The sequence below is a fragment of the Sphaerisporangium viridialbum genome, from assembly GCF_049674955.1.
GTDB lineage: Bacteria > Actinomycetota > Actinomycetes > Streptosporangiales > Streptosporangiaceae > Sphaerisporangium > Sphaerisporangium viridialbum.
Window position 1 is genome coordinate 4,295,529 of sequence record NZ_CP187232.1, and the last position, 24,393, is coordinate 4,319,921.

At 71.5% G+C, this 24,393-nt stretch carries 23 protein-coding genes and 1 pseudogene; 15 read left to right on the forward strand and 9 right to left on the reverse strand.

The window, feature by feature from the left end:
- Positions 1 to 2: 2 nt before the first annotated feature.
- The 4 genes from ACOZ38_RS19060 to ACOZ38_RS19075 all read left to right on the forward strand — a co-directional run bounded on the left by ACOZ38_RS19060 (position 3) and on the right by ACOZ38_RS19075 (position 5,163).
- Positions 3 to 1,679, forward strand: a complete 1,677-nt coding sequence (locus ACOZ38_RS19060) for an acetyl-CoA carboxylase carboxyltransferase subunit alpha (RefSeq protein ID WP_424532300.1) — start codon at positions 3 to 5, stop codon at positions 1,677 to 1,679.
- Positions 1,680 to 1,779: 100 nt separating this feature from the next.
- Entirely contained in the window at positions 1,780 to 2,280 is a 501-nt protein-coding gene (locus ACOZ38_RS19065; RefSeq protein WP_424532301.1) for an acetyl-CoA carboxylase biotin carboxyl carrier protein, read from the forward strand.
- A gap of 33 nt (positions 2,281 to 2,313) precedes the next feature.
- Positions 2,314 to 3,672, forward strand: a complete 1,359-nt coding sequence (locus ACOZ38_RS19070) for an acetyl-CoA carboxylase biotin carboxylase subunit (RefSeq protein WP_424532303.1) — start codon at positions 2,314 to 2,316, stop codon at positions 3,670 to 3,672.
- Positions 3,673 to 3,873: 201 nt separating this feature from the next.
- Entirely contained in the window at positions 3,874 to 5,163 is a 1,290-nt protein-coding gene (locus ACOZ38_RS19075; protein WP_424532305.1) for an RNA polymerase sigma factor, read from the forward strand.
- Here the strand turns inward: ACOZ38_RS19075 and ACOZ38_RS19080 are convergent.
- Together ACOZ38_RS19080 and ACOZ38_RS19085 are read right to left on the reverse strand one after the other, a co-directional pair.
- The gene (locus ACOZ38_RS19080) at positions 5,126 to 5,713 is read right to left on the reverse strand and encodes a LysE family translocator (protein WP_424532307.1); all 588 of its coding nucleotides are present in this window, start codon (positions 5,711 to 5,713) and stop codon (positions 5,126 to 5,128) included. The genes ACOZ38_RS19075 and ACOZ38_RS19080 overlap by 38 nt on opposite strands.
- A gap of 63 nt (positions 5,714 to 5,776) precedes the next feature.
- Positions 5,777 to 6,793 (reverse strand): tyrosine-type recombinase/integrase, encoded by a 1,017-nt coding sequence (locus ACOZ38_RS19085; RefSeq protein WP_424532308.1) that lies wholly within the window; start codon positions 6,791 to 6,793, stop codon positions 5,777 to 5,779.
- Positions 6,794 to 6,989: 196 nt separating this feature from the next.
- On the opposite strand from ACOZ38_RS19085, the gene ACOZ38_RS19090 reads away from it, so the two are divergent.
- Positions 6,990 to 7,388, forward strand: a complete 399-nt coding sequence (locus ACOZ38_RS19090; RefSeq protein WP_424532310.1) for a RidA family protein — start codon at positions 6,990 to 6,992, stop codon at positions 7,386 to 7,388.
- A gap of 55 nt (positions 7,389 to 7,443) precedes the next feature.
- Here the strand turns inward: ACOZ38_RS19090 and ACOZ38_RS19095 are convergent, their stop codons facing one another.
- Positions 7,444 to 8,466, reverse strand: coding sequence for a tyrosine-type recombinase/integrase (locus tag ACOZ38_RS19095; protein ID WP_424532312.1), 1,023 nt, complete (start codon positions 8,464 to 8,466; stop codon positions 7,444 to 7,446).
- A gap of 342 nt (positions 8,467 to 8,808) precedes the next feature.
- On the opposite strand from ACOZ38_RS19095, the gene ACOZ38_RS19100 reads away from it, so the two are divergent.
- On the forward strand, positions 8,809 to 9,078 hold the full coding sequence (locus ACOZ38_RS19100; protein ID WP_424532313.1) for an alpha/beta fold hydrolase: 270 nt from the start codon (positions 8,809 to 8,811) through the stop codon (positions 9,076 to 9,078).
- Between the two features lie 100 nt (positions 9,079 to 9,178).
- On the opposite strand, the gene ACOZ38_RS19105 is transcribed toward ACOZ38_RS19100, so the two are convergent.
- On the reverse strand, positions 9,179 to 10,759 hold the full coding sequence (locus ACOZ38_RS19105) for a chitinase (RefSeq protein WP_424532315.1): 1,581 nt from the start codon (positions 10,757 to 10,759) through the stop codon (positions 9,179 to 9,181).
- 673 nt (positions 10,760 to 11,432) lie between these two features.
- Here ACOZ38_RS19105 and ACOZ38_RS19110 point away from each other — a divergent pair.
- Both ACOZ38_RS19110 and ACOZ38_RS19115 read left to right on the forward strand, forming a co-directional pair.
- Positions 11,433 to 11,774, forward strand: a complete 342-nt coding sequence (locus tag ACOZ38_RS19110) for a hypothetical protein (RefSeq protein WP_424532316.1) — start codon at positions 11,433 to 11,435, stop codon at positions 11,772 to 11,774.
- Positions 11,775 to 11,839: 65 nt separating this feature from the next.
- Positions 11,840 to 12,874 (forward strand): scabin-related ADP-ribosyltransferase, encoded by a 1,035-nt coding sequence (locus tag ACOZ38_RS19115; protein ID WP_424537042.1) that lies wholly within the window; start codon positions 11,840 to 11,842, stop codon positions 12,872 to 12,874.
- Positions 12,875 to 12,944: 70 nt separating this feature from the next.
- Here ACOZ38_RS19115 and ACOZ38_RS19120 read toward each other — a convergent pair whose 3' ends face one another.
- From ACOZ38_RS19120 to ligA, 3 genes are all read right to left on the reverse strand, one after another.
- Positions 12,945 to 13,190 (reverse strand): LamG-like jellyroll fold domain-containing protein, encoded by a 246-nt coding sequence (locus ACOZ38_RS19120; RefSeq protein WP_424532317.1) that lies wholly within the window; start codon positions 13,188 to 13,190, stop codon positions 12,945 to 12,947.
- A gap of 74 nt (positions 13,191 to 13,264) precedes the next feature.
- Positions 13,265 to 13,735: an SRPBCC family protein gene (locus ACOZ38_RS19125; protein WP_424532319.1), complete on the reverse strand. Its 471-nt coding sequence runs from the start codon at positions 13,733 to 13,735 to the stop codon at positions 13,265 to 13,267.
- 1,009 nt (positions 13,736 to 14,744) lie between these two features.
- Positions 14,745 to 16,817 carry an NAD-dependent DNA ligase LigA gene (gene ligA / locus ACOZ38_RS19130; RefSeq protein WP_424532320.1) on the reverse strand — a complete coding sequence of 691 codons (2,073 nt, stop codon included), beginning with the start codon at positions 16,815 to 16,817 and terminating at the stop codon, positions 14,745 to 14,747.
- Between the two features lie 470 nt (positions 16,818 to 17,287).
- Here ligA and ACOZ38_RS19135 point away from each other — a divergent pair, with 470 nt between their 5' ends.
- From ACOZ38_RS19135 to ACOZ38_RS19150, 4 genes and pseudogenes are all read left to right on the forward strand, one after another.
- Positions 17,288 to 17,737: a helix-turn-helix transcriptional regulator gene (locus ACOZ38_RS19135; RefSeq protein WP_424532321.1), complete on the forward strand. Its 450-nt coding sequence runs from the start codon at positions 17,288 to 17,290 to the stop codon at positions 17,735 to 17,737.
- A gap of 3 nt (positions 17,738 to 17,740) precedes the next feature.
- Positions 17,741 to 17,830: pseudogene (locus ACOZ38_RS19140) on the forward strand (VOC family protein); the annotation flags it as partial.
- 236 nt (positions 17,831 to 18,066) lie between these two features.
- Positions 18,067 to 18,696, forward strand: coding sequence for a class I SAM-dependent methyltransferase (locus ACOZ38_RS19145; RefSeq protein WP_424532323.1), 630 nt, complete (start codon positions 18,067 to 18,069; stop codon positions 18,694 to 18,696).
- A 9-nt stretch (positions 18,697 to 18,705) separates the two neighbouring features.
- The gene (locus ACOZ38_RS19150) at positions 18,706 to 19,833 is read left to right on the forward strand and encodes a helix-turn-helix domain-containing protein (RefSeq protein WP_424532325.1); all 1,128 of its coding nucleotides are present in this window, start codon (positions 18,706 to 18,708) and stop codon (positions 19,831 to 19,833) included.
- On the opposite strand, the gene ACOZ38_RS19155 is transcribed toward ACOZ38_RS19150, so the two are convergent.
- Both ACOZ38_RS19155 and ACOZ38_RS19160 read right to left on the reverse strand, forming a co-directional pair.
- Positions 19,775 to 20,740 carry an alpha/beta hydrolase gene (locus ACOZ38_RS19155; protein ID WP_424532326.1) on the reverse strand — a complete coding sequence of 322 codons (966 nt, stop codon included), beginning with the start codon at positions 20,738 to 20,740 and terminating at the stop codon, positions 19,775 to 19,777. The genes ACOZ38_RS19150 and ACOZ38_RS19155 overlap by 59 nt on opposite strands.
- 100 nt (positions 20,741 to 20,840) lie before the next feature.
- Entirely contained in the window at positions 20,841 to 21,254 is a 414-nt protein-coding gene (locus ACOZ38_RS19160) for a VOC family protein (protein WP_424532328.1), read from the reverse strand.
- 201 nt (positions 21,255 to 21,455) lie between these two features.
- On the opposite strand from ACOZ38_RS19160, the gene ACOZ38_RS19165 reads away from it, so the two are divergent.
- From ACOZ38_RS19165 to nhaA, 3 genes are all read left to right on the forward strand, one after another.
- A complete protein-coding gene (locus tag ACOZ38_RS19165) occupies positions 21,456 to 22,430 on the forward strand; it encodes an NAD-dependent epimerase/dehydratase family protein (RefSeq protein WP_424532330.1) in 975 nt (324 codons plus the stop codon).
- Positions 22,427 to 22,981: a GNAT family N-acetyltransferase gene (locus ACOZ38_RS19170; RefSeq protein WP_424532332.1), complete on the forward strand. Its 555-nt coding sequence runs from the start codon at positions 22,427 to 22,429 to the stop codon at positions 22,979 to 22,981. The genes ACOZ38_RS19165 and ACOZ38_RS19170 overlap by 4 nt, the downstream gene beginning before the upstream one ends.
- A gap of 120 nt (positions 22,982 to 23,101) precedes the next feature.
- Entirely contained in the window at positions 23,102 to 24,382 is a 1,281-nt protein-coding gene (gene nhaA / locus ACOZ38_RS19175; RefSeq protein ID WP_424532334.1) for a Na+/H+ antiporter NhaA, read from the forward strand.
- Positions 24,383 to 24,393: the final 11 nt, after the last annotated feature.

A 24,393-nucleotide genomic window follows, 5' to 3' on the forward strand; every position in this document is an offset into this window, starting at 1 on the left:
GCGTGACCGCGACCACCGCCGGCCCCTCCTCCTCGCTGTGGATCCGCTGTCCCGGCTGCGAGGGGCCGACATACGGCGAGCACTACCAGCGGAAACTGCGGGTCTGCCCCAGCTGCGGGCACCACGACCGGCTCAGCGCCCCAGAACGGGTGCGCCAGCTCCTCGACCCCGGCTCGATGAGCCCGCTCGGCGCCTCGCCCACCGTGCTCGACCCGCTCGGGTTCACCGACACCCGCCCCTACCTGACCCGGCTGGAGCAGACCCGCCGCGCCACCGGCCTGGATGAGGCCGTCGTGTGCGGGACCGCCACCGTCCGCGGCCACCCGGTCGTCGCCGCCGTCATGGACTTCGGGTTCATGGGCGGCAGCCTCGGCTGCGCCGTCGGCGAGCGCGTCACCGCCGCCGCCGAGCACGCCCTGGCCACCCGCACCCCCCTTGCCATCGTCACCGCCTCCGGCGGCGCCCGCATGCAGGAGGGCGCCCTGGCCCTGATGCAGATGGCCAAGACCAGCCAGGCGCTGGCCGACCTGGACGACGCCGGCCTGCTCACCGTCTCGCTGGTCACCGACCCCACCTACGGGGGCGTCGCCGCCTCCTACGCCACCCTCGCCGACGTCATCGTCGCCGAAGCCGGCGCGCACATGGGGTTCGCCGGGCCCAGGGTCATCGCCGGCACCATCAAGCAGACACTGCCCGAAGGCTTCCAGACCGCCGAGACCCTGCTCGCCGGAGGACTGGTCGACGGCGTACGCCGGCGCGCAGAGCTCAGGCCGCTGCTGGCCCACCTGCTGTCGGCCGCCGCCTGGGCCACCGGCGGCCGGGCCGTACCCGCCGCCTGGCGGGGGAGCGCGCCCCCGCTGGTGCTGCGCCCCGAGGAGCTGCCCGAACGCGACGCCTGGCAGACCGTCGCCCTGGCCCGCGACCCCGGACGCCCCACCACCCTGGACTACGCCTGCTACCTGCTGGAGGACTTCCACGAACTGCACGGCGACCGCGTCTCGGGGGACTGCCCGGCGATCGTGGCCGGCATCGGGCGCCTGGACGACGTGCCCATCATGCTCATCGGCCACCAGAAGGGTCACGACACCCGCGAGCTCGTCGCCCACGACTTCGGCATGGGCTCCCCGGCAGGGTTCCGCAAGGCCGCCAGGCTCATGCGCCTGGCCGGCAAGCTCGGCCTGCCGATCGTCACCCTCATCGACACCCCCGGCGCGTACGCCGGCGTCGAGGCCGAGGCGGGCGGCCAGGCCCACGCCATCGCCGAGAACCTGCGCCTGATGTCCCGCCTCCCCGTACCGGTGGTCGCCGTCGTCACCGGCGAGGGCGGCAGCGGGGGAGCGCTCGCCCTGGGCGTGGCCGACCGGGTGCTCGCCCTCGGCGACGCCGTCTACTCGGTGATCAGCCCGGAGGGATGCGCCGCCATCCTGTGGCGCGACGCCACCGCCGCCCCGCGGGCCGCCGCCGCGCTGCGGCTCGGTGCGCGCGAACTGCTGCGCCACGGCATCGTCGACGCCGTCATCCCCGAACCAGACGGCGGCGCGCACCGCGATCCCTCGCTCACCGCCCGCCTGGTCAGGCAGGCCGTCACCGGAACGCTGTACGAGCTCGCGCGGACCGAACCCGCTCAACTGGTGGCCGAGCGCAAACTGCGCTTCCGCCGCTTCGGGACCCGCGCCTAGCCCTCGCGGGCCCGCCACCGCCACCGCCACCGCCACCGCCACCGCTCCCGCGACCTCGTACGACCGCACCCGGCACAGCCGCCGCCGAAGGAGGAACCGCATGACAGCCGAACCCGCACACCCCGGCGAGCGCGAGCAGGTGCTCGACTGGGTCGCCCGGCACGCCGTCCAGCTCGGCCAGGCCTGCCCCGCGCCCCTGCGCAGGATCACCGTCTCGACCGCCACCCTGGCCGTCGAGGTCGAGTGGTCGCCTGCAGGGACGCGCGACCCGGAGCCCCGCACGCCCGGCACCGCGCTCCAGCGGCGCGACGACCAGCCCGGCATCGAGCCGGGCACGGCGGGCACGGCGGGCACGGTGCTCGTCACCGCGCCCATGGTCGGCACCTTCTACCGTGCACAGGAGCCCGGCGCCCCGCCGTTCGTCGAGATCGGAGACGTCGTCGAGGCCGGCCAGCAAGTGGGCATCATCGAGGCGATGAAACTCATGAACGCCGTCCAGGCCGAGCACCCCGGCCGCGTCAGCGAGATCGTCGCCACCGACGGCTCGCCGGTCCAGTACGAGGAGCCGCTGCTGGCGCTCGTGCCCTGCGACGGCCACTGATCCTTTCTTCCTCGGAGCTTGGAGCCTGGCGCGATGTTCACCACAGTTCTGGTCGCCAACCGGGGCGAGATCGCCCTGCGCGTGCTTCGGACGTGCCGCGAAATGGGAATCCGCACGGTCGTCGCCCACTCCACGGTGGACCGCGACTCCCCGGCGGTGCGCCTGGCCGACGAGTCCATCCAGATCGGACCGGCGGCACCCAGGCACAGCTACCTCAACCCGGCCGCGATCGTCACCGCCGCCCTGCAGACCGGGGCCGACGCCATCCACCCCGGCTACGGCTTCCTGTCGGAGAACGCGGAGTTCGCCGAGATCTGCGAGGCCCACGGGCTCACCCTGATCGGCCCGCCGGCGCACGTGATCGCCCGGCTCGGCGACAAGGTCTCCGCGCGGGAGTTCGCCGTCGAGGCCGGGCTCCCCGTGCTGCCCGGCGGATCGGGCCCCGCCCGCGGCCCGGTCGAGGCCGCCCGGACCGCCGGCGCCGTCGGCTACCCCGTCGTGATCAAGGCCTCCGCGGGCGGCGGCGGCCGGGCCATGACCGTCGTGCACGAGCCCGGCGACTTCGCCCGCGCGTTCGCCGCCACCCGCCGCGAGGCGGTCGCGCTGTTCGGCGACCCCCGGGTCTATGTGGAGAAGTACCTGGACGCGGCCAGGCACGTCGAGGTGCAGATCCTCGCGGACGGCCACGGCAACGTCGTCCACCTGGGCGCCCGCGACTGCTCGGTGCAGCGCCGCCGGCAGAAGCTGATCGAGGAGACGCCTCCTCCCAACCTTCCCGCGGCGACCATCGAGCACCTCGGCGAGATCACCGTGCGCGCGGCCCTTCAGGCGGGGTACGCCGGGGCGGGCACGTTCGAGTACGTCCTGGACGAGCGCGGCGCGTGCCATTTCATCGAGGTCAACTGCCGGCTGCAGGTCGAGCACCCGATCACCGAGATGGTGACCGGGATCGACCTGGTACGCGAGCAGCTGCTCATCGCCGCCGGGCAGCACCTGTCCCACCGGCAGTCCGACATCGTGTCCACGGGCGTGGCCATCGAGTGCCGGGTGAACGCCGAGGACCCCGCGCGGGGGTTCCTGCCCACGCCGGGGCTCGTCGAGGAGTTCGTCCCGCCCGGAGGCCCGTTCACGCGCGTGGACACCCATGCCTCCGCCGGGCTGCGCATCACGGCCGACTACGACCCGCTGATCGCGAAGGTGTCGGTCTGGGCGCCGTCCCGCGACCAGGCCCTGGCCAGGGCGCACCGCGCGCTGGAGGAGTTCACCATCAGGGGAGCGGGGCTCTGCACCGACCTGGCGTTCCTGCAGGAGGTGCTGACCCACCCGCTGTTCCGGTACGCCAAGCACACCACCTCGCTCGTCGACCAGATGATGCCCACCCCGATCACCTGACCCGGCCCCGCGACCTGGGCCCCGGCCGTCCGAACTTATAAATCTACAAAGTAAAGGCGATGGGTAGGTGAAAACCCACATCCGCCCACCGCGCCCGCGCACGAAGAAGGGACGTCCAAACGGTCGCCGCTCATCCGAGGGTCACCTCGCGGGCAGCGTCTTGCGAGCTCACCGGAGGAGATGCTCTGATAGGTGGCCGTGATGGCCACCGATGCACATAGCGCGATCGACGCGGTCTGGCGGATCGAGTCGGCCAGAGTGATCGCCGGCCTCGCACGCATCGTGCGAGACGTCGGCCTCGCCGAGGAACTCGCGCAGGACGCTCTGGTCGCCGCGCTGGAGCAGTGGCCCGAGTCCGGCATCCCACACAATCCGGGCGCCTGGCTCATGGCCGTCGGCAAGCGCCGCGCCATCGACCTCATCCGCCGCGAACAACGGCTGGAACGCAAGATCGAAGAGCTGGGCCACGAGCTGCGGGCCGAGGGAGAGGGCGCCGAGCCCGACCTGGACGCCGCCCTGGACGGAGACATCGAGGACGACCTGCTGCGCCTGGTGTTCACCGCGTGCCACCCGGTGCTCTCCACCGAGGCGCGGGTCGCCCTCACGCTGAGGCTGCTCGGGGGGCTGAAGACCGAGGAGATCGCGCGGGCGTTCCTGGTCGGGGAGCCGACCGTCGCGCAGCGGATCGTACGGGCCAAGCGCACGCTCGCCGAGGCGCGCGTCCCCTTCGAGGTCCCCCAGGCCGCCGAGCTGCCCGACCGCCTGTCGTCGGTGCTCGAAGTCATCTACCTGGTGTTCAACGAGGGGTACACCGCGACCGCCGGCGACGACTGGATGCGACCGGCGCTGTGTGAGGAGGCGCTGCGCCTGGGGCGAATCCTGGCCGGGCTGATGCCGAAGGAGCCCGAGGTGCACGGGCTGGTGGCGCTGCTGGAGATCCAGGCGTCGAGGTCCGCCGCGCGGGTCGGCCCCTCGGGAGAGCCGGTGCTGCTACTCGACCAGGATCGCACGCGCTGGGATCGGCTTCTCATCCGCCGGGGGCTGGCGGCGCTGGAGCGTGCGCAGGCGCTGGGCCGTCCGGTCGGGCCGTACGAGGTGCAGGCCGCGATCGCCGCCTGCCACGCGCGGGCGCACACTCCGGAGGAGACCGACTGGGGGCGCATCGCGGCGCTGTACGAGGGGCTGGCCCGGCTGGTGCCCTCGCCGGTGGTGGAGCTGAACCGCGCGGTGGCGCTGGGGATGGCGTTCGGGCCCGAGGCGGGGCTGCGGCTGGTGGACGAGCTGACCTCCGAGCCGTCGCTGAAGGGGTACCACCTGCTGCCGAGCGTGCGGGGTGATCTGCTGGCCAAGCTGGGGCGGCTGGAGGAGGCCCGCGCGGAGTTCGAGCGCGCGGCGTCGCTCACGCGCAACGAGCGCGAGCGGGTGTTGCTGCTCGATCGCGCGGCGGCCTGCGCTACTCCTGGGACAGGGCCAGGCGCAGGCCGAAGGTGATCAGGACCGCCCCGGTGAGCCGGTCCACGGCCCGGCGCACCCGCGCGTCGGCGAGCCGGCCGCGCGCCAGCTCGGTGCCGAGGATCAGCAGGGTGAACCAGGCCATGCCCTCGATGTTGTGCACCAGCGCGAGCAGGACGCCTGTCAGCAGGTGGGGGGCGCCTTCGGGGATGAACTGGGGGAGCAGGGCGACGTAGAAGACGCCGACCTTCGGGTTGAGCAGGTTGGTCGCCAGGCCACGGGCCCAGGCGCGGGCGGCGCCGCCTTCGGTGGTCGCCTGGGTCGTGGGCTCGGAGCCGGTGCCGGTGTGGCGGGCGCGCCAGAGCATGGCGGCTCCGTACCAGAGCATGTACGCGGCGCCGGCGTATCGCAGGAGGGTGTAGGCGAGTTCGGAGGCGGTGAGCAGGGCGGAGATCCCCACTGCCGCCGCGGCGCCCCAGACGAGCACGCCGGTGTTGATCCCGAGAGCGGTGGCGAAGGCCTGCCGTCTTCCGCCGGTGACCGCCGCCCGCAGCACCAGGGCGGTGTCGAGCCCGGGGATGATCGTCATCAGCCCGGCAACCACCGCGAAAGACGCAATCGATGAAATCACCCACCCATCATGCACAATCACCTACTCGCCGGAGGCGGGGCGTCGCAGGAGGGGGTGGGTGCGCATCGCCACTTCCAGCTCGCCTGGGAGCTCGTCGCGGTAGCGGCCCAGGGTGGACAGGTCGCTGTGCCCGAGCACCCGGCGCACGGCGTCCATGTCGACCGCGTCGGCCAGCAGGTGGGTGGCGGTGGTGTGCCGCAGCCCGTGCGGGGTCACCGAACGCCGCTGCGCGGGATCGACCCAACGCTGAACCCGGTCGATCACCGCCTGCACGTCGCCCCGGGCGAGCCGCCTGCCCCGCCAGGACAGCAGCAGCGCCTTCTCGGCCGTGGCGGGCCGGCTGCCGGAAAGGTAGGCGTCCAGGACCTCGGCCACATCGCTCGGCAGCGGCACGTCGCGGGTCTTGCCGCCCTTGCCGAAGATGCGCCAGTAGCGCACGCCGTCATTGGTGTAGAAGTCCTCGACGTTGGCCCGCACCAGCTCGGACACCCTCGGGCCGAGCGTGGACAGCAGCAGCACGATCAGCGCGTCACGGACCTCGGTGCGCTGGTCGCGCCGCCCGCCCTCGGGCTCGGCCACGGTGAGCGACCGGGCGGCCCCGACGAGCCCCTGGGCCTGCTCGCGGGTCAGCGCCCGCCGCTCGGCCCGCAGGCCGCCGCGCTCCTTGGCGGTGACCGTGGCGGCCGTCATGGGGTCGACCTGGACCCAGCCCGCCACGGTGGCGTACTTGAAGAACGCCGAGACCGACCTGCGGAAGCGCGACTGGGAGGAGGGGCTCTGCGACTCGCCGCCGGGGGAGGAGCGGCGCCCGTCGGGTTTGCGGGCGAACGCGAGCAGCACCGCGTCGACGTCCTCACCGGTGAGGTCGTCGAGCACCTGCTGGGCGCCGGCCAGCCGTACGAAGGTGGCCACGTCGCGCGCGTACACCTCGGCCGTGGCGGGGGACAGGGCCCCGGTCACGGTCTTGGCGCGGACCAGCTCGACGTAACGGTCGGCGGACTCCTCGACGGTGAGTCGCTTCAGCTCAGCGGGGCGCATCGATCAGCTCAGTCCTTTCGGCCATGATCCTGCCGACCGTACCGGGTCCCACCGACATTCCGCGCCGCCGGTGGTGGCCGGTGAGCGGGATCAGGTGTGGGTGGAGCCGCGTGGTGGCGGGAAAACCAGGTGACACCGGGTGAGTGGCCCGTCGATGATGGCCGGTCGTAGGAGCTTCACACCCTGGAGGAGACCGATGGTCCAGCGGACGACCGTGCCGAATCTGCTCTCGCCCCCCGGCTACGCCCATGCCGCGGTCGTCGAGGCGGGGGAGAGGCTCGCGTTCATGGCGGGCGCGGTGCCCATCGACGCCGAGGGCAACCTGGTGGGGGCGGGGGATCCTGTCGCGCAGGCCCGGCAGGTGCTCGCCAACCTGACCACGGCCCTGCGCGCGGTCGGGAGCGACCTGCGGCACGTGGTCGCGAGCACCGTGTACGTCGCGACGGCCGAGCACCAGGATCTGATCCGGGTGTGGGAGGTGGTGGAGGCGTCGGAGCTGTCGGACGGCCCGCACACCTCGACGCTGCTCGGCGTGTCCTTCCTCGGGTACTCCGGGCAGCTGGTGGAGATCACCGCCACCGCGATCGTCCCCTGAGACCCCGCGGGTACGGCCGGCGGTTTGACCTCAACCAGGCGCGCGGCCGGGCGGCTCATGGCCCGGTCGCGTCGTCGCCTCCGCGCGGGCGCAGCCGGTCCAGCACGCCGTACGCCGGATTGCCCCGCGCCGCGCTGCGCACCTCACGGGCCGTCGAGGCGATGTACGCCTGGCCGGTGACGATCGAGGAGTGGCCGAGCAACTCCATCAGCTCGTGCGCGGAGGCGCCGCGCTCGGCGAGCCGGGTGGCGAACTCGTGCCGCAGCGCGTGCACGAGCGTGCCCTTCTGCACCTGGTCGTGGATCCCCGCGTACCGGTAGCACTGGCGCACCAGGTACTGCAGGCCGCCGCGCCGCAGGGGCTCGTTCCTGGTGTCGACGAGCAGCGCGGCCGAGCGGGGGAGCGTGGTGAGCCCGAACCGGCGCAGGCGGCTTTCCAGGTAGTCGCCGATGAGGTGCTCGATGGGCGGTTCGATCGGCAGGGAGCGGGTTTTGCCGCCCTTGCCGAGGACCTGGATCCTGCGGTCGCCGGGGGCGCCGCCGATCGAGCCGAGGGTCACGCTCAGCAGTTCGGCCGACCGCATCCCGGTGACCAGGGCCAGCGCAAGGACGACCAGGTCGCGTTCTACCCAGGGGTCGCGGGCCTCGCGGGCGCCCTCGGCGATCCGTTCCAGGAGGGTGGCGGACGCCGAGCCGTCGCCGAGCAGGGGTTTGGGGGCTTTGGGGGGCTGCTTGGGGCGGGGGACCGCGGCCATCGGGTTGCCCTCGAGCATTCCTTCGGCGACGCAGAAGGTGAGGAACTGGTTCCAGGCGCTCCAGGCGCGGTTGACGCTGGCAGGTGAGCGGGGTTCGGCGAAGTCGGCGAACGCGGTACGCACCAGGCGCCCGTTCAGGTGGCGTACCTCCAGGTCGTCTTGGGGTACGCCGGTCAGGTTGGCGGCGATCCCGGAGACGAGGTGGAGGTCGCGCTCGTACCCGGCGATGGTGTGGGGGGAGAGCTTCTTGGTGCGCAGCGAGGAGAGGAACTCGGTGACGGCTTCGGGCATGCGCATCAGCACCAAGGGGTCACGGTCCCTCATGACGCCCTCCGCGCCTGGTGTGCGGAGCAAACTCGAAAACGTGCCATAAGTGCCTGTGATTATGCATGAAAGCCATGAGACCGGCCCGCTGACACGCCGTACAGGCGACGGGGACCGCGACGCCCGCGGGGCTGTGGGTGCCGGCCTTCACCGCAAAGCGGCAGCCCGGCCCGAACGGCCCCGCCGTTGCCCCCTATGAGCGTTTCGGTGATCCCGGCGCGCCGCCCGTGCTGCTGATGATGGGCGGCGGCGCACAGATGATCAACTGGCCGGAGGGGTTCTGCGCCGAACTGGTCGGCCACGGCGTGCAGGTGATCCGACCGCGACCACGACCCCCTGGGCATGGCACGCCAGTCCGTCGCGGTCCTGGCCTCCGGCGACCGCACCGCACGGCTGCGGACACTGCGGGTGCCCACCCTGGTGCTGCACGGCGCGGACGACGTCATGTGCGACCTCAGCGGCGGGCGCGCCACCGCCGCGGCCATCCCCGGCGCGAAACTGGTGATCTTCGACGGCATGGGCCACAGCCTGCCCCGGCAACTGTGGCCCGAGTTCGCCACCCACATCGCCGAGCTCGTCCACCACACCGAGGCGCGCGCGGCCGCCGGCTGACCCGCCGCCACCGCGCCGCACGCGGTCAGCGTTCCCGCGCACGTGTCGAGGCCGCACCCGCACAACAGCAGGCGCGGCCTCGAGTGCCTCGGCCGGGGGGCTACGGCAGGGTGGCCAGGTGCGGCTTGACGGTGCGGGAGAAGTTCCAGTTGTTGGCCGCGTCCCAGTTGATCGACCAGGTCATCGCCCCACGGATCCCCGGGTAGGCGCGCGGCGGGACGAAGGTCCCGCAGTTCACCAGCTTGGCCAGGCAGTCCAGGGCGTTGTTGACCAGGGACGGCGCCACGACCCCGCCGCCGGCCGCGCCGGGCCCCGCGGGCAGGCCCAGCGCCACCTGGTCGGGACGCAGCCCGTTCTCCAGCTGGATGCACGCCAGCGCGGTCATGAAGTTGACGCTGCCCTGGCCGTAAGCCTGGGCCTGGTCACAGCCCAGCATCGCGCCGGAGTTGTAGAACTGGGTGTGGACCACCGTGAGGATGTCCTTGATGGCCAGCGCGAGCTGGAAGTACCCCATCCCGGTCGACTGCATGTCGATGGTCTGCGGCGCCATCGTGATGATCAGGTCGGCCCCGGCCTTGGCCCGCAGCTTGCGCAGCGCGTCCGCCATGTAGGTGGGGTTCAGCCCGTTCTCCAGGTCGATGTCCACCCCGTCGAACCCGTAGCTCTGCATCAGGGCGTACGCGCTGTCGGCGAACGACGTCGCGGCCTGCGAGCTGGACACCTGCACCCGGCCCAGCTCACCGCCCACCGACAGGATCACCTTCTTGCCCCGGGCGTGCAGGGCCTGGATGTCGGCCTTGAACTGGTCCTCGGTGTAGCCGCCCACCGCCGTCGACAGCCCCTGGTCCAGGTGGAAGGCGAGCTGACCGGCGGTGGCGGTCGCCTCGGCGAACGCGATCGCGATCAGGTCGTACTCGGCCGGCACCGCGCTGAGCTTGAGCTCGACGGCCGGGTTGACGAAGTTGTGCCAGTAGCCGGTGAGGAAATGCTTGGGAAGAGGCCCGCCTCCGGTGCACCCGGTGGTCGTGGCGGTCACCGGGTCGCCGGCGGGGGACTCACCCTGCGCGTTGTACGCCTTGACGGTGTAGGTGTGGCTTTCGCAGGTGCCCAGCGAGCCGACCGTCGCGGAGGTGCCGGTGACCGTGGCTTTCACGGTGGCGCCCTCGTACACCCGGTAGCCGGTCACGGTGCCGGTGGAGGCCGCCCAGGACAGCGCGATCGACGAGGCGGCGGCCGTCGCGGTGGGCGTGCCCGGCTTGCCGGGAACAGCGGGAGTGGTCACCCCGCCGCAGGACGCGCCGTTGAGCGTGCAGTTCGCCGGCACGGCCGAGCCGGGGGCGGCGATGAACCCGAACGTGACCGAGGCGCCCGGCGCGATCGTGGCGTTCCAGCCCAGGTTGGTGAACGTGAACCGCTGGCCGTTGCGGGACATCGCGGCGTCCCAGGAGGAGGTGACCGCGGCGCCTGAGGGCAGGTCGAAGGCGACCGACCAGCCGTTGATCGCGGTGGCGCCGCCGTTGTTGATCGTGTAGGCGCCCTGGAACGCCGACCCCCACTCGGAGGTCTTGACGAAGGTCGCGGTGGGGGAGGCCGCGCTGGCGGCCGCGGGCGTGAGGAGCACGGCCGCCGCGGACAGCAAGAGCGTGAGGAGCAGGGCGATGGGATTTCGTCTGGGGCGCATGGGGGGTCCTCAACCTGTGGGGGGATGGGTCGCGCGCGCCTGGGCCCGCTTTCTCTTAGGAAAGTTTCCTAAGAGTTGCCGTGATCGTAGCTTTGACACCCGGTCGGTAACAAGACCTGAAAGCGCGCCGCCGCGGCCGAACCCCGCCACTCAAAGCCCATCCGGCCGGCCCTGCCCGCAAGCCCAGTAGGGGACAAGGCGGTGGCACCCACCGCACATAATGCGGCACATAGCAATCCGGAGCCCCAGGGTGAAGCCGCGCCCGAGGTGGGCGGTCTCCGCGCATACCAGCAGGCGCGGGCGGGCGGCCCGTTGGTGCTGTTCCACTCCGCCGACCTGGACGGGTCCGTGGAGACCATGAAGAACGCGAGCGGTCACGTGGTGGGCCCTGCAAGTTCTGTCCTGTCTCATCCGATGTGATCCACTGCCGCTCTGACCTGCGGCGGACCAGGTTGACTGAGACGCCTTCGTGGAGCGCTGTCTCATCGAATCCATCTCAAGGGAATGCTCAGGTCGTCTCACTCAATATGGTCCAGGGCGGGCATCCCGAGCCCGCCCTGGCCGTGACGAGCCTGCTCGCCTAGACCGGCCTGGGGCCGAGCAAGTTCCGGAGCTTCGGGAGCATATCGGACAATGATCTATGATTCTGGCTGAGCTGTTTGGGGGTTAACGGGTGGGACTCGAACTGGAAGTCGATCAGGTGTCATTGACCGGGGCCCGGCAGCGCATGCAAGACCCGGTTGACCTGTTCGGACGGCACACGGAGGCGTTGCTGAAAGCCGTCGCCGGCGGTGCGCGCTCGCCATGGGGCATCGGTGTCATCGGCATGGCCATGGACCAGATCAACGAGACGCTCAGCCAGGCATGCGGTCACCTTCATGCGAATCTCGGTGAGACCGGCGCGTGCATCCAGGAGATGGCCGACCGGGGACATGCCACGGAGCTCGCCAACACGGCCGCCATCCAGGCCGTCGGCCACGATCTGGACCCCTCCACCCAGCAGCGCTCGGTATGAGCTGTTCATCGCGAACACCGCTGAGGTGGCGTGAGTAGTGGGCGGGGGACGGCCCGGTGGCGGTGATGCTTCCGGCCGAACTGGAGACCGCGTTCCAGATTCTCGGTGCGCCGTGGCCCACCGAGGACGAGGACGGGCTGCGCGAGTGTGCCACCGCGTACCGATCGTGCGCCACCGCGCTCGCCACCGACGTCATCCCGGGCGCGCAGGGAGCGATCGCGTTCGCCGCCACGGAGAACATTGGCGGCCACATCGACGCGCTCACCTCCTTCTGGGCCGACTACCACCGCGACGGCGACGATTCGGCACACCTGCCCAGTCTCGCCACCACCCTGCACGCCCTCGCTGACAGCCACGACGCGGCCGCCACCCTCGTCGAGGCGCTCAAGGTCGCCCTCATCGCCGCGGCTGGGATCGTGGCCGCCATCCTGGTGTGGGCCGCCGCGGCGGCCACGGTCACCGCCGGTATGGCCCTTGTCCAGGCGCGCACGGCAATCACCGGCTCGCGGGTGTTCGCCCAGCGCTCCGTGGCCGTCTTCCGCCGTGAGCTCGAACGGTTCTTCGGCAAGACCCTGATCCGAGGCGTCGAGACCCGCCTCCGCCGTATCCTCGGGGCCAAGGCCCCCATCCAGCTGCGGATGCGGCTGGCCCGCCGCCCGGACCCCCTGAGGGCGGCGGCCAACCGGAACGTCGACGTCAAGGCGATCACGCCCACTCCGGTGTGGCGGACCGACCGGCTCATCGTCAGACGCGCCGACGACCGCCACCCCGACGAGGTCTTCGGGCCGGGCTTCCACCCGCGCAACCCCGGCAACACCGATCTCGAGTCCCATCTGCGGTTCGAGGAGTCGGCGTTCGTCGGCACCACCCGGCTCGACAACCCGATGGACATCTTCCCCATGAGATACCTGTACGACGTGGACGCGCCGGGAGGCATCGACATCGTCGAGACCATGGGAAGCGCCCTTCGCACCGGGCACCAGCGGGAGGTGGCGTTCCCCGGCGGGATCGAGGGACGGTTCATCAGAGGGGCACGCCCCTACGACGCCGCGACGGAGACATTCGGGGACTACGTGAACAACCCCCACTACAGTCCCTGATCACAGCCGGTGCCTCAGGGAGGAGCGATCTGCAAGCCGGTGGAGAACAGGTCCGCGACCTAGGCTGCGCTCAGCACGCGGCTGTAGACCCGCAGCGAGTCCACCGCGCCGTCGAGGTAGGGGTCGCCGCTGTACTGCGATCGGCCGACCCAGTTCTGGTGGTGCTGCCGAGGTCGGCCGGGCGCAACGTCATCGCCGCGTTGCGCGCCACCTCGGCCCCGTTGACGTAGAGCGCCCTGAGACCGCCGGTGCCGGTTACGGCCAGGTGCGTCCAGGCGCCCGCCGCCAGAGCCGAGGGGGCCTCGATCGGAGTCACCAGGGGAGCTCCGGGGGAGAGGCAGCTGTGATCTTGCGGTAGCGACCTTCAGTCAACGGAAGTAACGTGGCGGATCATGACTTGGCCGTGGGAGCAGTTTCGGCAACCTGTTTGACGTGCTGGTTCCGGGCTCGGATCAGCCCAGGCAGGTAGCGGCGGAGGGCCAGGACTTCAGCGATGGTCCCGAGAGGGCCAAGCGGTGCGGCGAAGTCGATGACGTCGCGCATCACCGTCCCGCCATGGCCATCCGACTTGAATCGGTGAGCGTGGTGCCAATGTTTGAAAGGGCCGGACACCTGCTCGTCGACGAAAAACCCCGGCCGGTCGTAAGCGCTGATCGCGCACGTCATCCGCCAACGGACACCGAAGTGCCGCGCCTGCCAAGTGACGCTCTCGCCGAGTTTCAAGCGACCGGCGGTCACTCCACCGACAACCTTCTCCGACGATCCCGCCATCGAGGCGGTATGGAGGCCCACATCCAGCGAGAGATCGAAAACCCTACCCGGCGACGCGATGACATGCGTAACGACCTCGAAGCGCGGCATGCGCGAAGCCTAAGGCCGCGACACGTCAGTGAAATGCTCAGGTTGTCTCCTGCAATGCGTGCGGTCCGGGGCATCACGAGTCCCGGTTGGGCCACGTTGAGTGAGACGTGGACCAGATTCAATGAGACAGGACAGTTGCCGGCCGCTCAACGGGCGGCCGGGGAGGCGTTCGGTGTTTGCTGCATAAGTGCGATTATGCAGCAAACAGTGGTGGATGGATCTTGAGAGGCCCTCTGGCGTCGGTTGTTCCGTATCGCAATGGATCACCGCGATCCGCGTTCCGCAGCAGCCGCGCGGCGCCCGGCGGGCTTGGGCGTCCCGGGTTCGCCCGGCGATCATGCGTGGCCGGCGACAGGCTTTTGTGGATCTTTTGTCGAATGGATCTTGGCGAGCCCTGAGATCATGGATCTTGGTGCCTCCGTGGATCTTGGTGCCGCCGCCATGGAAGGTCGCCCAAGGGCGAAGGATGCCGGCCTTTCGTCCTGATGCGTCGATTCACCGTTCGTCTCGGCCGCCGCGGGCCGCAGCCATCGCCCCTGCCGGGCCCCGAACCACTCTCCCTCTTTAACCGTTCAGAAGCTCCATTCTGTATGGTTAAAAGCGCTTATGTACTGCTAGGGGCGTTCTGTCGTATGGGGCCGGACTGGTCCCTGCCTCGACAACGTGGCCGCTACGCACGGTCTTCGGCCCGCACCGTGATGCTCGCAGCCGACGTCCGCTCTCTCCCCCGGCCGGATGCACGATGTGGATGTGGATGCGGCAGCACGCCGAGCCGCCGTTCGGGTGTACGCGGCCAGGCGGAGGTCATGACCATGGCTCAGTCCTCCCCCGGCGCTGATCAGGCGGCTGATTTTGCCAATGCTCAGTGAGGCGATACGCGGCTCCGGCCGGCGATTTTTTGTCAATCGGATCGATTTTGCCGCGCGCACAGAAACCCGCGGAATCAGCGTTCGGCTCATTCACCCCTGGAATATCGATTCCCGCAAGGCCCTTCGACCGGTCGGGCCGTCTACAGGACGGCGGCGACGAGCTCGGCGAATTCTTGTGGCGTAGCGATCCGCACGCCCAGGGTCTCGGCCTTGGCTCGCTTGGAACCGGCCTTCTCCCCCGCGACCAGCAGGGAGGTCTTGGCCGAGATGCTCGAAGACGCTTTGCCGCCCGCGCGCTCGATCAGCTCGTTCATCTGGTTACGTGACAGCGTCTCCAGCGGCCCGGTCATCGCGCCGGTGACCACGACGGACATGCCTGCCAGCGGCTGCTCGGCCGCACCGTCCGGTTCACCGCTCGATGCGCCCCCGGTGTGTCCGGGCTCGGTCATGTTGACCCCGGCGGTGATCAGCTTGTCGATGAGCTCGGCCAGCTCGGCCAGCTCGGCCACCACCACGGGCGCCTTCTCCGGGCCGATGCCGTCCACCGCCTGGATCGCCCCGGCATCGGCGGCGCGGATCTCGGCCATGCTGCCGAAGTGCTTGGCGATCCGGCGGCTCATCGAACGACCGGTGCCGCGCACGCCCAGCGCGCAGAACACCCGGCTCAACGGCTGGGACTTGGCGCGCTCGATGGCGTTCAGCAGGTTGTCGGTGCTCACCGCGCCCATCCGCTCCAGACCCAGCAAGGGGTCACGGGTGAGGAAGAACAGGTCGGCGAAGTCGGCGATCAGCCCGGCGTCCAGCAGTTGCTGGATGCGGTTGTCGGCCAGGCCCTCGATGTCGAGTTGACCACGGCCTGCCGCGTAGCTGATGGACGCGATCGCCCGGCACCCGCGGCCGCGCACGCACCGCCACCGCTCCTGGGAGGTGTCGATCGCGTCCCCGCACGACGGGCAGACCTCGGGGAAGACGATCGGCTGCTCGGCTCCGGTCCGCAGGTGCACGACCGGCGCCTGAACCCTTGGGATCACGTCTCCCGCCTTGTAGACGGTGACCGAGTCGCCCAGCAGAAGGCCGCGGCGGGTGATGTCGGCGACGTTGTGCAAGGTGGCGTAGGTGACGGTGCTGCCGTCGAGCTCGACGGGTTCCAGCACGGCGCGCGGGGCGATGATCCCGGTACGGCCGGTGTTCCACTCCACCGCGACAAGCTTGGTGATCTTCTCGGTGGGCGGCAGCTTGTAGGCGATCGCCCACCGCGGCGCACGTGAGCTGAACCCCGCCTGCTCCTGGTCGAGGGCGGAGTCGGCCTTGACGACGATGCCGTCGATGCCGAACGACAACTGCGCGCGGGCCGCGGCGATGTGCTCGATGCGCTGCCGCACCTGCTCCAGCGTGCCGGCCAGGATCGCGGCGACCGGCGTGCCGGCAGTGGTCTGCACGCCCTGCCCGGCGACCCAGCCCATGATCTGGCTGTGCGGCCAGGTGCGCAGCCCTGCCGCGAGCTCGGAGGTGTCCTCCGATGGGAACGGGAGTGCCCCGTAGCCGAAGAACGTCAGCTCGCACACATACGGCCGGTCCTGGGCGCGCAGCGTCCCGGCGGCCGCGCTGCGGGGGTTGGCGAAGGTCGTGCCGTCGTGTGCGCGACGCTTGGCGCAGGCCTCCTCGAATTGGGCGGTGGTCATCATCACCTCGCCGCGCAGCTCCACCGTGACCGGGTCGGCCAGCCGGGCGGGAAGCCCGACGATGGTGCCGATGGCGTGGCTCACCTCCTCCCCCGCGGTGCCATCCCCGCGCGTGACCAGCTGGACCAGGCGGCCGTGACGGTAACGCGCGGAGATCGCCAGGCCGTCCAGTTTGGGCTCCACGCTCCAGACGGTGATCGAGCGGCCGAGTCTGCGCTCCAGCGCGGCGGCCCAGTCGTCCAGCTGCTCAGCGCCGAAGACGTTGTCCAGACTGAGCATGGGGACGGTGTGCGGGACGTCGCCGATCACGGCGCCCCCGGCCACCTTGCCGGTCGGCGAGGTGGGCAGCACATGGTCGGGGTGGGCCTGTTCGTAGGCGGCGATGCCGCGCACCAGCCGGTCATAGGCATCGTCGTCCAACGTGGAGGTGCCGTCGCGATAGTAGGCGGCGGAAGCGTCCACGGCGAGCTGGACGGCTTCGGCGTAGGCGGTGGGATCGGCGAGAAGGGTGATCGGGGGCGCATCGCTCATGACCTCATCATGCCGGGCCGCACCGACGATTTCGCTACGAGAACAGGGTCCTGACCTGGGGTTGCTTCTGGGGTTGTCAGCCGGCCCCCGTGAAGACCCTGGTCGGTCGCGGGCTCGATCAGGTAGGTGCGGCGGACGATGTTCGTTGCCGGATCGCCGGTGGGAGTGATCGGGTGGATGGTCTCCCCCGCTGCTGCTCGGTGTACCGGGGGCTTGGTCGGCGGCCGGATCGTCGGCGGGCGTCGCACGCGCGGGCTGCGGCCGCTGTGACGGATCCCTCAGCGCGGCTCGGCGGCCGGTCGGGTGTCGGCGTCGAGTGGCGAGCCGGGCCAGACGTCGCGGTGCGGGCAGTGGCGGCCGAGGTCCTCGGTTGGCCTGTCCTCAGCTCGAGATGAGCCGGTCAAGCCGGCGGTTGCGTGGTTCCGGGCCGGCGCTCGCGCTGGTCCTCGCGATGTGGCACGATCTCGCAGGTGACCAGCAGACCCGCTGCGGCGCAGCACCTGAACGACCTTGCGCGGCTGCGGCGCGTTCGTGATCGGATCGACCGGGAGTACGCGCAGCCGCTGGACGTCGAGGCGCTGGCGCGCGGCGTGAACGTGTCGGCCGGGCATCTCAGCCGCCAGTTCCGGCTCGCCTACGGTGAGTCGCCGTACGCCTATCTGATGACGCGGCGCATCGAGCGGGCGATGGCGCTGCTGCGCCGTGGCGATCTCAGTGTCACCGAGGTCTGCTTCGCGGTCGGCTGCTCGTCGCTGGGCACCTTCAGCACCCGTTTCACCGAACTGGCCGGTATGCCGCCCAGCGCCTACCGGCGCCGCGCGGCGGGCGCTGCGGCGGGGCTGCCGTCGTGCGTGGCCAAACAGGTGACCAGACCGGTCAGGAATCGAGAAGCGCAGGTCACCGGCCCGCAACTAGCCTGACCGCAGGAGCCGACCGAGCGGCCGTACGGGATTCGCGACTGCGCCTTCCGCGATCCCGCGGGCAACCTGATCCGCATCAACGAGCTTCGCTGAGCCGTCCGGCGAACGCAGCCAACGGCACGCTGTGGCCGGCCGGGAACCGCGGCGGGGCCCGCACCCACGGCTCTGGCGCGTCCGGGGTGCGCACGTTCAGGTACCGCCGCTGGTCGCGGCCCCGTGCCGGGTTGCCGGTTGAGCCCTGACCAGCACTAACGCAATCCTGTGTGCCTGGTGGGGCCGGTCTTGCCGACCGCCCGGGCGGCAGGGCCTGGGTTCGGCAGGATGGTCACATGACTGTGAGGAACGGCAAGCGGTGGAACCACAACATCCATTACCACCCCCGCATCCTGCGCGCGGTCCCCGATGGTGCCCAGCGCGCCCTGGATGTCGGCTGCGGCGAGGGCATGCTCGCCCGCGAACTCCGGCAGGCCGTACCGCATGTCACCGGCATCGACCTTGACGCGCTCAGCATCGGCCAAGCCCGCGAGTACCCGGACGACGTCGGCTACATCCTCGGCGATTTCCTCACCCACCCCTTCGAGTCCGCCTCGTTCGACGTCATCGCGTCGGTGGCCACCCTGCACCACATGGACGCCGCCGCTGGGCTCGCCCGCATGCGCGACCTGCTGTGCCCCGGCGGCGTCCTGGCCATCGTCGGCTTGGCCCGTAGCGCCATGCCCAACGACCTGCCGCGCGACCTGGCCGGCGTTGTCGCCGGTACCTTCCATCGCGCCACGAAGGGCCACTGGGAGCATCCCTCCCCCACGGTGTGGCCGCCGCCGGTGACGTACCCGCGGATGCGAGCGTTGGCCGCCGAGATCCTGCCCGGCTGCGAGTATCGCCGGCACCTCCTGTTGCGTTACAGCGTCATCTGGCGCAAGCCGCGGGACTCATGTTCGGCTTCTGAACCGCTGGCCTAGTCTGGAGCGGTGCAGGGACTTCTGCTGCGCCTGTCGACGCTGGACGCCGACGCCGAGAGCGCCGTGCGTGTCATCGCCTACTTCGATTCCCTGGTGCGCGACCACGGCAGTGTGCCGGTGCTGTTGCGGGCGACGGCGCGGCTGGCGCAGTGCCCGGTGGGGTTGCTGGACGCGGCGACCGGGGAGCATACGCGGGTGTCGGCGGCCGGGGTGGTCGACCATCCTTCCGCGCCGGCCGCGCATGCTTTGGCCCGGGGGCTGAGCCCGGCGATGGGCACGGTGTGGATGGAGCGGGAGGGGCCGGCCCACGGTCTGGACGAGATCGTGCTGGAGCGGTTCGCGGCGGCGGCGGAGGTGGCGCTGGAGCGGGCGGTCGCGGGCGCCCAGGCGGTGAACGACCCGGCGCTGGTGGAGCTGGTGTTGTCGGCGCGGACCGGTGAGGCCGAGCGTGCGCGGGCGTTGCGGTTGCTGGGTTTCGCTCCGGCGGCCCGGGTGCAGGTTCTGGCGGCGCCGGCGGGTCAGGGTGCGGCGTTGCTGGCGCACCTGCGGGCCGGGGGGCATCATGCGCGGTCGGCGGTGATGGGTGAGACGGCGGCGGTGATCGTGACCCCGGAGGTGGAGGCGGTGCCGCGTGCGTTGCGCGCCGGCGTTGGCCCTTTGGGTGGGGGTGCGGAGGTCGCGGGGTCGTGGGCGGGGGCGCGGGTGGCGTTGCGGTTCACCGCGCAGGGCACCGGCGATCACCTGGTGAGGTGGTCGGAGCTGGGTGCGCTGGCGTTGTTCGCCGCGCATGTGCCGGGTGAGGCGATCGAGGGTCTGGCCGATGTGCGGGCGGTCCGGGAGCTGGCCGCACGGCCGCGTGGTGGTGAGGTGCTGGAGGCTGTGCGGGCCCTGTGTGAGGAGGGTTCGGTGCGGCGGGCGGCGGTGGTGGTGCATCTGCATCACAGTTCGATGGCGGCGCGCATTGCGCGTGCGGAGGCGGCTTTGGGGTTTTCGCTGTCGGATTCGGCCGGTCGGCTGCGCGCGCAGCTGGCGCTGGCGTTGGTACGGCTGGGCGGTGAGGCCGCCGGGGCCGGTGGGGTCAGCGGGCCAGTGCCCGGCGCAGGGCGGCCGCGAGCTCGGCGGCGGAGCGGCGGCTGATGGTGGCCTGGGGCACGAGGGTGTCGAAGCCGTGGAAGGCGCCGGGGTACAGGTGGAGTTCGGTGGACACCCCGGCCCTGATGAGGCGGTGGGCGTAGTCGATGCATTCGTCGCGGAAGACCTCCAGTTCGCCGACGTTGATGTAGGCGGGCGGGAGTCCTGACAGGTCGGTGGCGCGGGCGGGTGCGGCGTACGGTGAGACTTCCTCGGTGCCGGCGGTGTCGCCGAGCAGGGCCTTCCATCCGAACAGGTTGGCCGCGCGGTTCCAGATGACGGCGTCGGTGAACTCGTGGCTGGAGGGGGTGATGTTGCGGTCGTCGAGCATGGGGTAGACCAGCAGCTGGAAGGCGATCGCGGGGCCGCCGCGGTCGCGGGCCAGTAGCGCGGTGGCGGCGGCGAGCCCGCCTCCGGCGCTCGCGCCGCCGACGGCGATGCGGTCGGCGTGGATGCCGAGTTCGGTGGCGTTCTTGGCGGTCCACACCAGTCCGGCGTAGCAGTCTTCGACGGGGGCGGGGTGGGGGTGTTCGGGGGCGAGGCGGTAGTCGGCGGAGACGATGGCGCATCCGGTCTGCAGGACGAGTTCGGTCATTTTGGTGTCGTCGGCTTCGGGCATTCCGATGATCATGCCGCCGCCGTGGATCCAGTACAGGCAGGGCAGGTCGCGGGTTTCGCCGGTGGGCCGGTAGAGGCGCAGCCGTACGTCGGGTCCGCCGTCGGGGCCGGGTACGTGCCGGTCTTCGATGGTGACGCGGGGGTCGGTGGGGGGTGCGGCGGCCAGTACGGCGTTCATCTGGGCGCGTACGCCGGGCAGGTCTTCGGGTGACAGGGTGGACAGGTCGAACGCCGGGAGTATGGCCTGGTCGAGGGCGGCGGCGAGTTCGGGGTCGAGGTTGGGGTGGTGGGCCATGTGGTCCGCCTTTCGCGGCAGGTCAGCGTGCTGTGCTGGTTCGATCCTTTCTGTCTTGTGGTGGTCTCACAACAGCAGGGTGGCCGCGATGAGTGGCCGTTCATCCGCCAGGTGGCGGTGTGGGCCGGCTTCGGGCGGCGGTGGTCTCGGCGTGGCTGGACTCCACGCAGAACTCGTTGCCTTCGGGGTCGGCGAGTACGGCGAATCCGATGCCCAGCGGGCCGCGGATGTCGTCCAGGACGGTGGCGCCGAGCCGGGTGATTCTGGCGATCTCCTCGTCGAGGGTGGTGTCGGCCTGTAGGTCGAGGTGGACGCGGTTCTTGACCGTTCTGCTCTCGGGGACGCGGATGAAGGTGAGGGTCCGCGGGTGGTGGTCGTCCGGCAGGCGTACGCTCGACCATTGCTCGCCTTGCGGGCCGTCGGCGGGCCGGCCGCCGGTGACGGCGCTCCAGAAGCGGGCCAGGGTGGCGGGGTCGTGGCAGTCGAAGGTGATGCTGCGGACGGCGGCGCCCATGTGGGTCTCCCGGGGTGGGTCGTCGGGCTGAGCGGATGGTGGCGCCGTCAACGTAGTCGGCGAGGGGGCCGGCCGGGTAGGCGACGGCGATCTCCTGCAGGTGGCCCACGTCGCGGGTGGCGGCGGGTGCGAGGTGTCCGCCCGGTCAGGGCCGGATCGCGGGTTCCGGCTTGTCGTTCGGGGCCCGTAGCATCGGGCGTCATGCGGGTGCTGGTTTTGGGTGGTGGGTCATTCGTCGGCCGGGCGATCGCGGAGGACTTCCTGCGTGAGGGTCACGAGCTGACCCTGTTCAGCCGGGGCAGGACAGGTTCCGGCCTGTTCCCGGGTGTGCCGCGGCGGGCCGGTGACCGCGACACCGGGGACTACGCTTCGCTGCGCGAGGGCGCCTGGGACGCGGTCGTGGACGTCAGCGCGTACGTGCCGCGCCACGTGGCGCAGGCGGCGGGCGCGCTCGGTGAGCGGGCCGGGCGTTATGTGTTCATCTCCAGCAACGCGGTGTACCGGCCGGGTGGCGGGCCGGGGGCCGATGAGGACGCGCCGCGGCTGCCGCCCGAGCGGGGCACCGAGGAGATCGGGCGCGACACCTACGGTCCGCTCAAGGTGGCCTGCGAGGAGGAGGTGCTGTCCCGGTACGGGCGGCGGGCGACGATCGTGCGCCCGGGGATCGTGGCCGGCCCGTACGACCAGCAGGACCTTTTCACCTACTGGGTGCGGCGGGCCGCGCGGGGCGGGCGGGTGGCGCTGCCGGGGGATCCCGGGCAGCCGGTGCAGGTGCTGGACTCGCGTGACCTGGCCCGCCTGGTGGTGCTGCTGGTGACCGGTGACCGGCCGGGGGTGTTCAACGCGGTGGGGCCTGCCGAGCCGGTCACGCTGGGCGGGCTCATCCAGGCGTGCGCGGCGGCGGCGGGCAGCTGGGTGCGGGTGGTGCCGGTGCCGTCCGGCGCGGTGCCGGGCGGGTTCCCGCTGGTGCGCGCCGATCCGGTGTGGGCGCTGAGCTTTCAGCGGAGCGCGGCGCGTGCCCGGGCGGCGGGCATGCCGGCGACGCCGCTGGAGGTCACGGCGGCGGACGTGCTGGCCTGGGACCGTGGGCGGGGTGAGCCGCCGCTGGCGGTCGGGCTGTCGCCGCAGGAGGAGGACGCGTTGCTGGCCGGTGCGGGGCGGGAGGGGCGGGGGTGAGCGTGGTGCTGCGCGCCGCCGCGAGCGGGCGGGGTCCTGCGCTGCTGTTGCGGCCGTGGGAGGAGCGGGACATCCCCGAGCTGATCGAGGCCTACCGTGATCCGGTGATGCTGCGGTGGACCCGGGTGCACGTCACCGATGAGCAGGACGCCCGGTGGTGGGTGGAGGTCCAGCGGGCGGGGTGGAGCGGTGGCGGGCGGCTGAGCTTCGCGGTCCTTGAGCCCGGGCCCGTGGCCGGTTCCCTCCGGCTGGTCGCCAACGTGGTGCTGAAAGGGGTCACCCGGGGCGGGCCGCGCGCTGAGGTCGGTTACTGGACGGCGGCGTGGGCGCGGGGGCGTGGTGTGGCGGCGCGGGCCGTCGACAGGGTCACCACCTGGGCTTTCGAGACGTTCGGTGATGACGGGCTGGAGTGTGTGCGGTTGCTGCACCAGGTGGACAACCTCGCCTCGTGCCGGGTGGCGCAAAAGTGCGGGTACGCCTTGGAGGAGGTGCTGCCCGCCCGTCCCCCGTTCCCCCGTGAGGGTCACGTGCACGCCCGGTACGCCGGTTGACCTGCGCCCCCTCCCCCGGTGGCGTCGCCGGGCGAAGGGGCGTGGCGGGGCCGGTATGGTGGGGCCAGGTGCGCCGGGAAGTCTGGTCGGCAACGGATCCGCCTATGGACTGGAGCACCCATGACCGAAGCCCCGCGACGCATGCCCGCCCTGCTCACCCGGGGGTCGTGGGCCGAGGCCCGGCGGATCGCCGGCATCCTGCGTGAGGAGACCGTCGGCGGGGCGTTGCTTCTGGCCGGTGCGGTGCTGGCGATGGTGTGGGCGAACTCCCCGTGGTCGCAGGGCTATGAGGCGTTGCGCTCGTACAGGGTGGGGCCGGCCGCGCTGCACCTTGATCTGAACCTGTCGGCGTGGGCGGCCGACGGGCTGCTGGCGGTGTTCTTCTTCGTGGCCGGCCTGGAGTTGAAACGCGAGTTCGTGGCAGGTGACCTGCGGCACGTGCGCAGGGCCGTGGTGCCGGTGGCCGCCGCGGCGGGCGGGGTGGTCGTTCCCGCCGTGCTGTACCTGCTGGTCGCCGCGGGGGCGGGTGGGGGCGCTGCGCGGGGGTGGGCGATTCCGACGGCGACCGACATCGCGTTCGCGCTGGCGGTGCTGGCGGTGGCCGGCCGGTTCCTGCCTTCGGCGCTGCGGACGTTCCTGCTCACCTTGGCCGTGGTGGACGACCTGATCGCCATCGTGATCATCGCCGTGTTCTACACGGCGCACCTGTCGGTGGTGGCGCTGGCGGCGGCCCTGGTGTCGCTGGGGGTGTTCGCGTTGCTGGTGCGGCGCGGGGTGGGTTCGTGGTGGGTGTTGCTGCCGCCGGCCGCTGTGACCTGGGGGCTGGTGCACGCCTCGGGGGTGCATGCCACGGTGGCGGGTGTGCTGCTGGCGTTCGTGGTGCCGGTCGCGGGCTGCCGGGCCGGGGACAAGGGGCCGGCGGAGCGCTTCGAGCACCGGTTGCGGCCGATCTCGGCGGGGGTGGCGGTGCCGGTGTTCGCGTTCTTGTCGGCGGGGGTGGCCGTGGGCGGGCCGGGCGGGCTGGTGGAGGCCCTGACCGACCCGGTGGCGGTGGGCGTGGTCGCCGGGCTGGTCGTCGGCAAGCCGGTGGGCATCATGGCCGCCACTTGGTTGGTGGCCCGGTTCACCCGTGCGAGTCTGAACGAGGGGCTGGGATGGGTCGACGTGCTGGGCCTTGCGGTGCTCGGGGGCATGGGGTTCACGGTGTCGCTGCTCATCGGGGAGCTGGCCTTCGGTGACGGCGGGGCGCGCGGCGACCATGTGAAGATCGCGGTGCTGGCGGGTTCCCTGGCGGCGGCGCTGCTCGCCGTCGTGGTGCTCCGGGTGCGCGACCGTGCCTACCGGCGCATCCACCAGGCCGAGATGGCCGAGATGGCCGGGCTGGGTGAGGAGGCGGCGTGAGAGGGCGGGGG

Coding starts and splice junctions, on each gene's coding strand:
- ACOZ38_RS19090 (WP_424532310.1), top strand. CDS start 6,990: ATGGTCCAGCGGACGACCGTGCCGAATCTGCTCTCGCCCCCCGGCTAC.
- ACOZ38_RS19095 (WP_424532312.1), bottom strand. CDS start 8,466: ATGAGGGACCGTGACCCCTTGGTGCTGATGCGCATGCCCGAAGCCGTC.
- ACOZ38_RS19105 (WP_424532315.1), bottom strand. CDS start 10,759: ATGCGCCCCAGACGAAATCCCATCGCCCTGCTCCTCACGCTCTTGCTG.
- ACOZ38_RS19165 (WP_424532330.1), top strand. CDS start 21,456: ATGCGGGTGCTGGTTTTGGGTGGTGGGTCATTCGTCGGCCGGGCGATC.
- ACOZ38_RS19160 (WP_424532328.1), bottom strand. CDS start 21,254: ATGGGCGCCGCCGTCCGCAGCATCACCTTCGACTGCCACGACCCCGCC.
- ACOZ38_RS19080 (WP_424532307.1), bottom strand. CDS start 5,713: ATGACGATCATCCCCGGGCTCGACACCGCCCTGGTGCTGCGGGCGGCG.
- ligA (WP_424532320.1), bottom strand. CDS start 16,817: ATGAGCGATGCGCCCCCGATCACCCTTCTCGCCGATCCCACCGCCTAC.
- ACOZ38_RS19075 (WP_424532305.1), top strand. CDS start 3,874: ATGGCCACCGATGCACATAGCGCGATCGACGCGGTCTGGCGGATCGAG.
- nhaA (WP_424532334.1), top strand. CDS start 23,102: ATGACCGAAGCCCCGCGACGCATGCCCGCCCTGCTCACCCGGGGGTCG.
- ACOZ38_RS19155 (WP_424532326.1), bottom strand. CDS start 20,740: ATGGCCCACCACCCCAACCTCGACCCCGAACTCGCCGCCGCCCTCGAC.
- ACOZ38_RS19125 (WP_424532319.1), bottom strand. CDS start 13,735: ATGCCGCGCTTCGAGGTCGTTACGCATGTCATCGCGTCGCCGGGTAGG.
- ACOZ38_RS19085 (WP_424532308.1), bottom strand. CDS start 6,793: ATGCGCCCCGCTGAGCTGAAGCGACTCACCGTCGAGGAGTCCGCCGAC.
- ACOZ38_RS19115 (WP_424537042.1), top strand. CDS start 11,840: ATGCTTCCGGCCGAACTGGAGACCGCGTTCCAGATTCTCGGTGCGCCG.
- ACOZ38_RS19145 (WP_424532323.1), top strand. CDS start 18,067: ATGACTGTGAGGAACGGCAAGCGGTGGAACCACAACATCCATTACCAC.
- ACOZ38_RS19065 (WP_424532301.1), top strand. CDS start 1,780: ATGACAGCCGAACCCGCACACCCCGGCGAGCGCGAGCAGGTGCTCGAC.
- ACOZ38_RS19070 (WP_424532303.1), top strand. CDS start 2,314: ATGTTCACCACAGTTCTGGTCGCCAACCGGGGCGAGATCGCCCTGCGC.
- ACOZ38_RS19100 (WP_424532313.1), top strand. CDS start 8,809: ATGGCACGCCAGTCCGTCGCGGTCCTGGCCTCCGGCGACCGCACCGCA.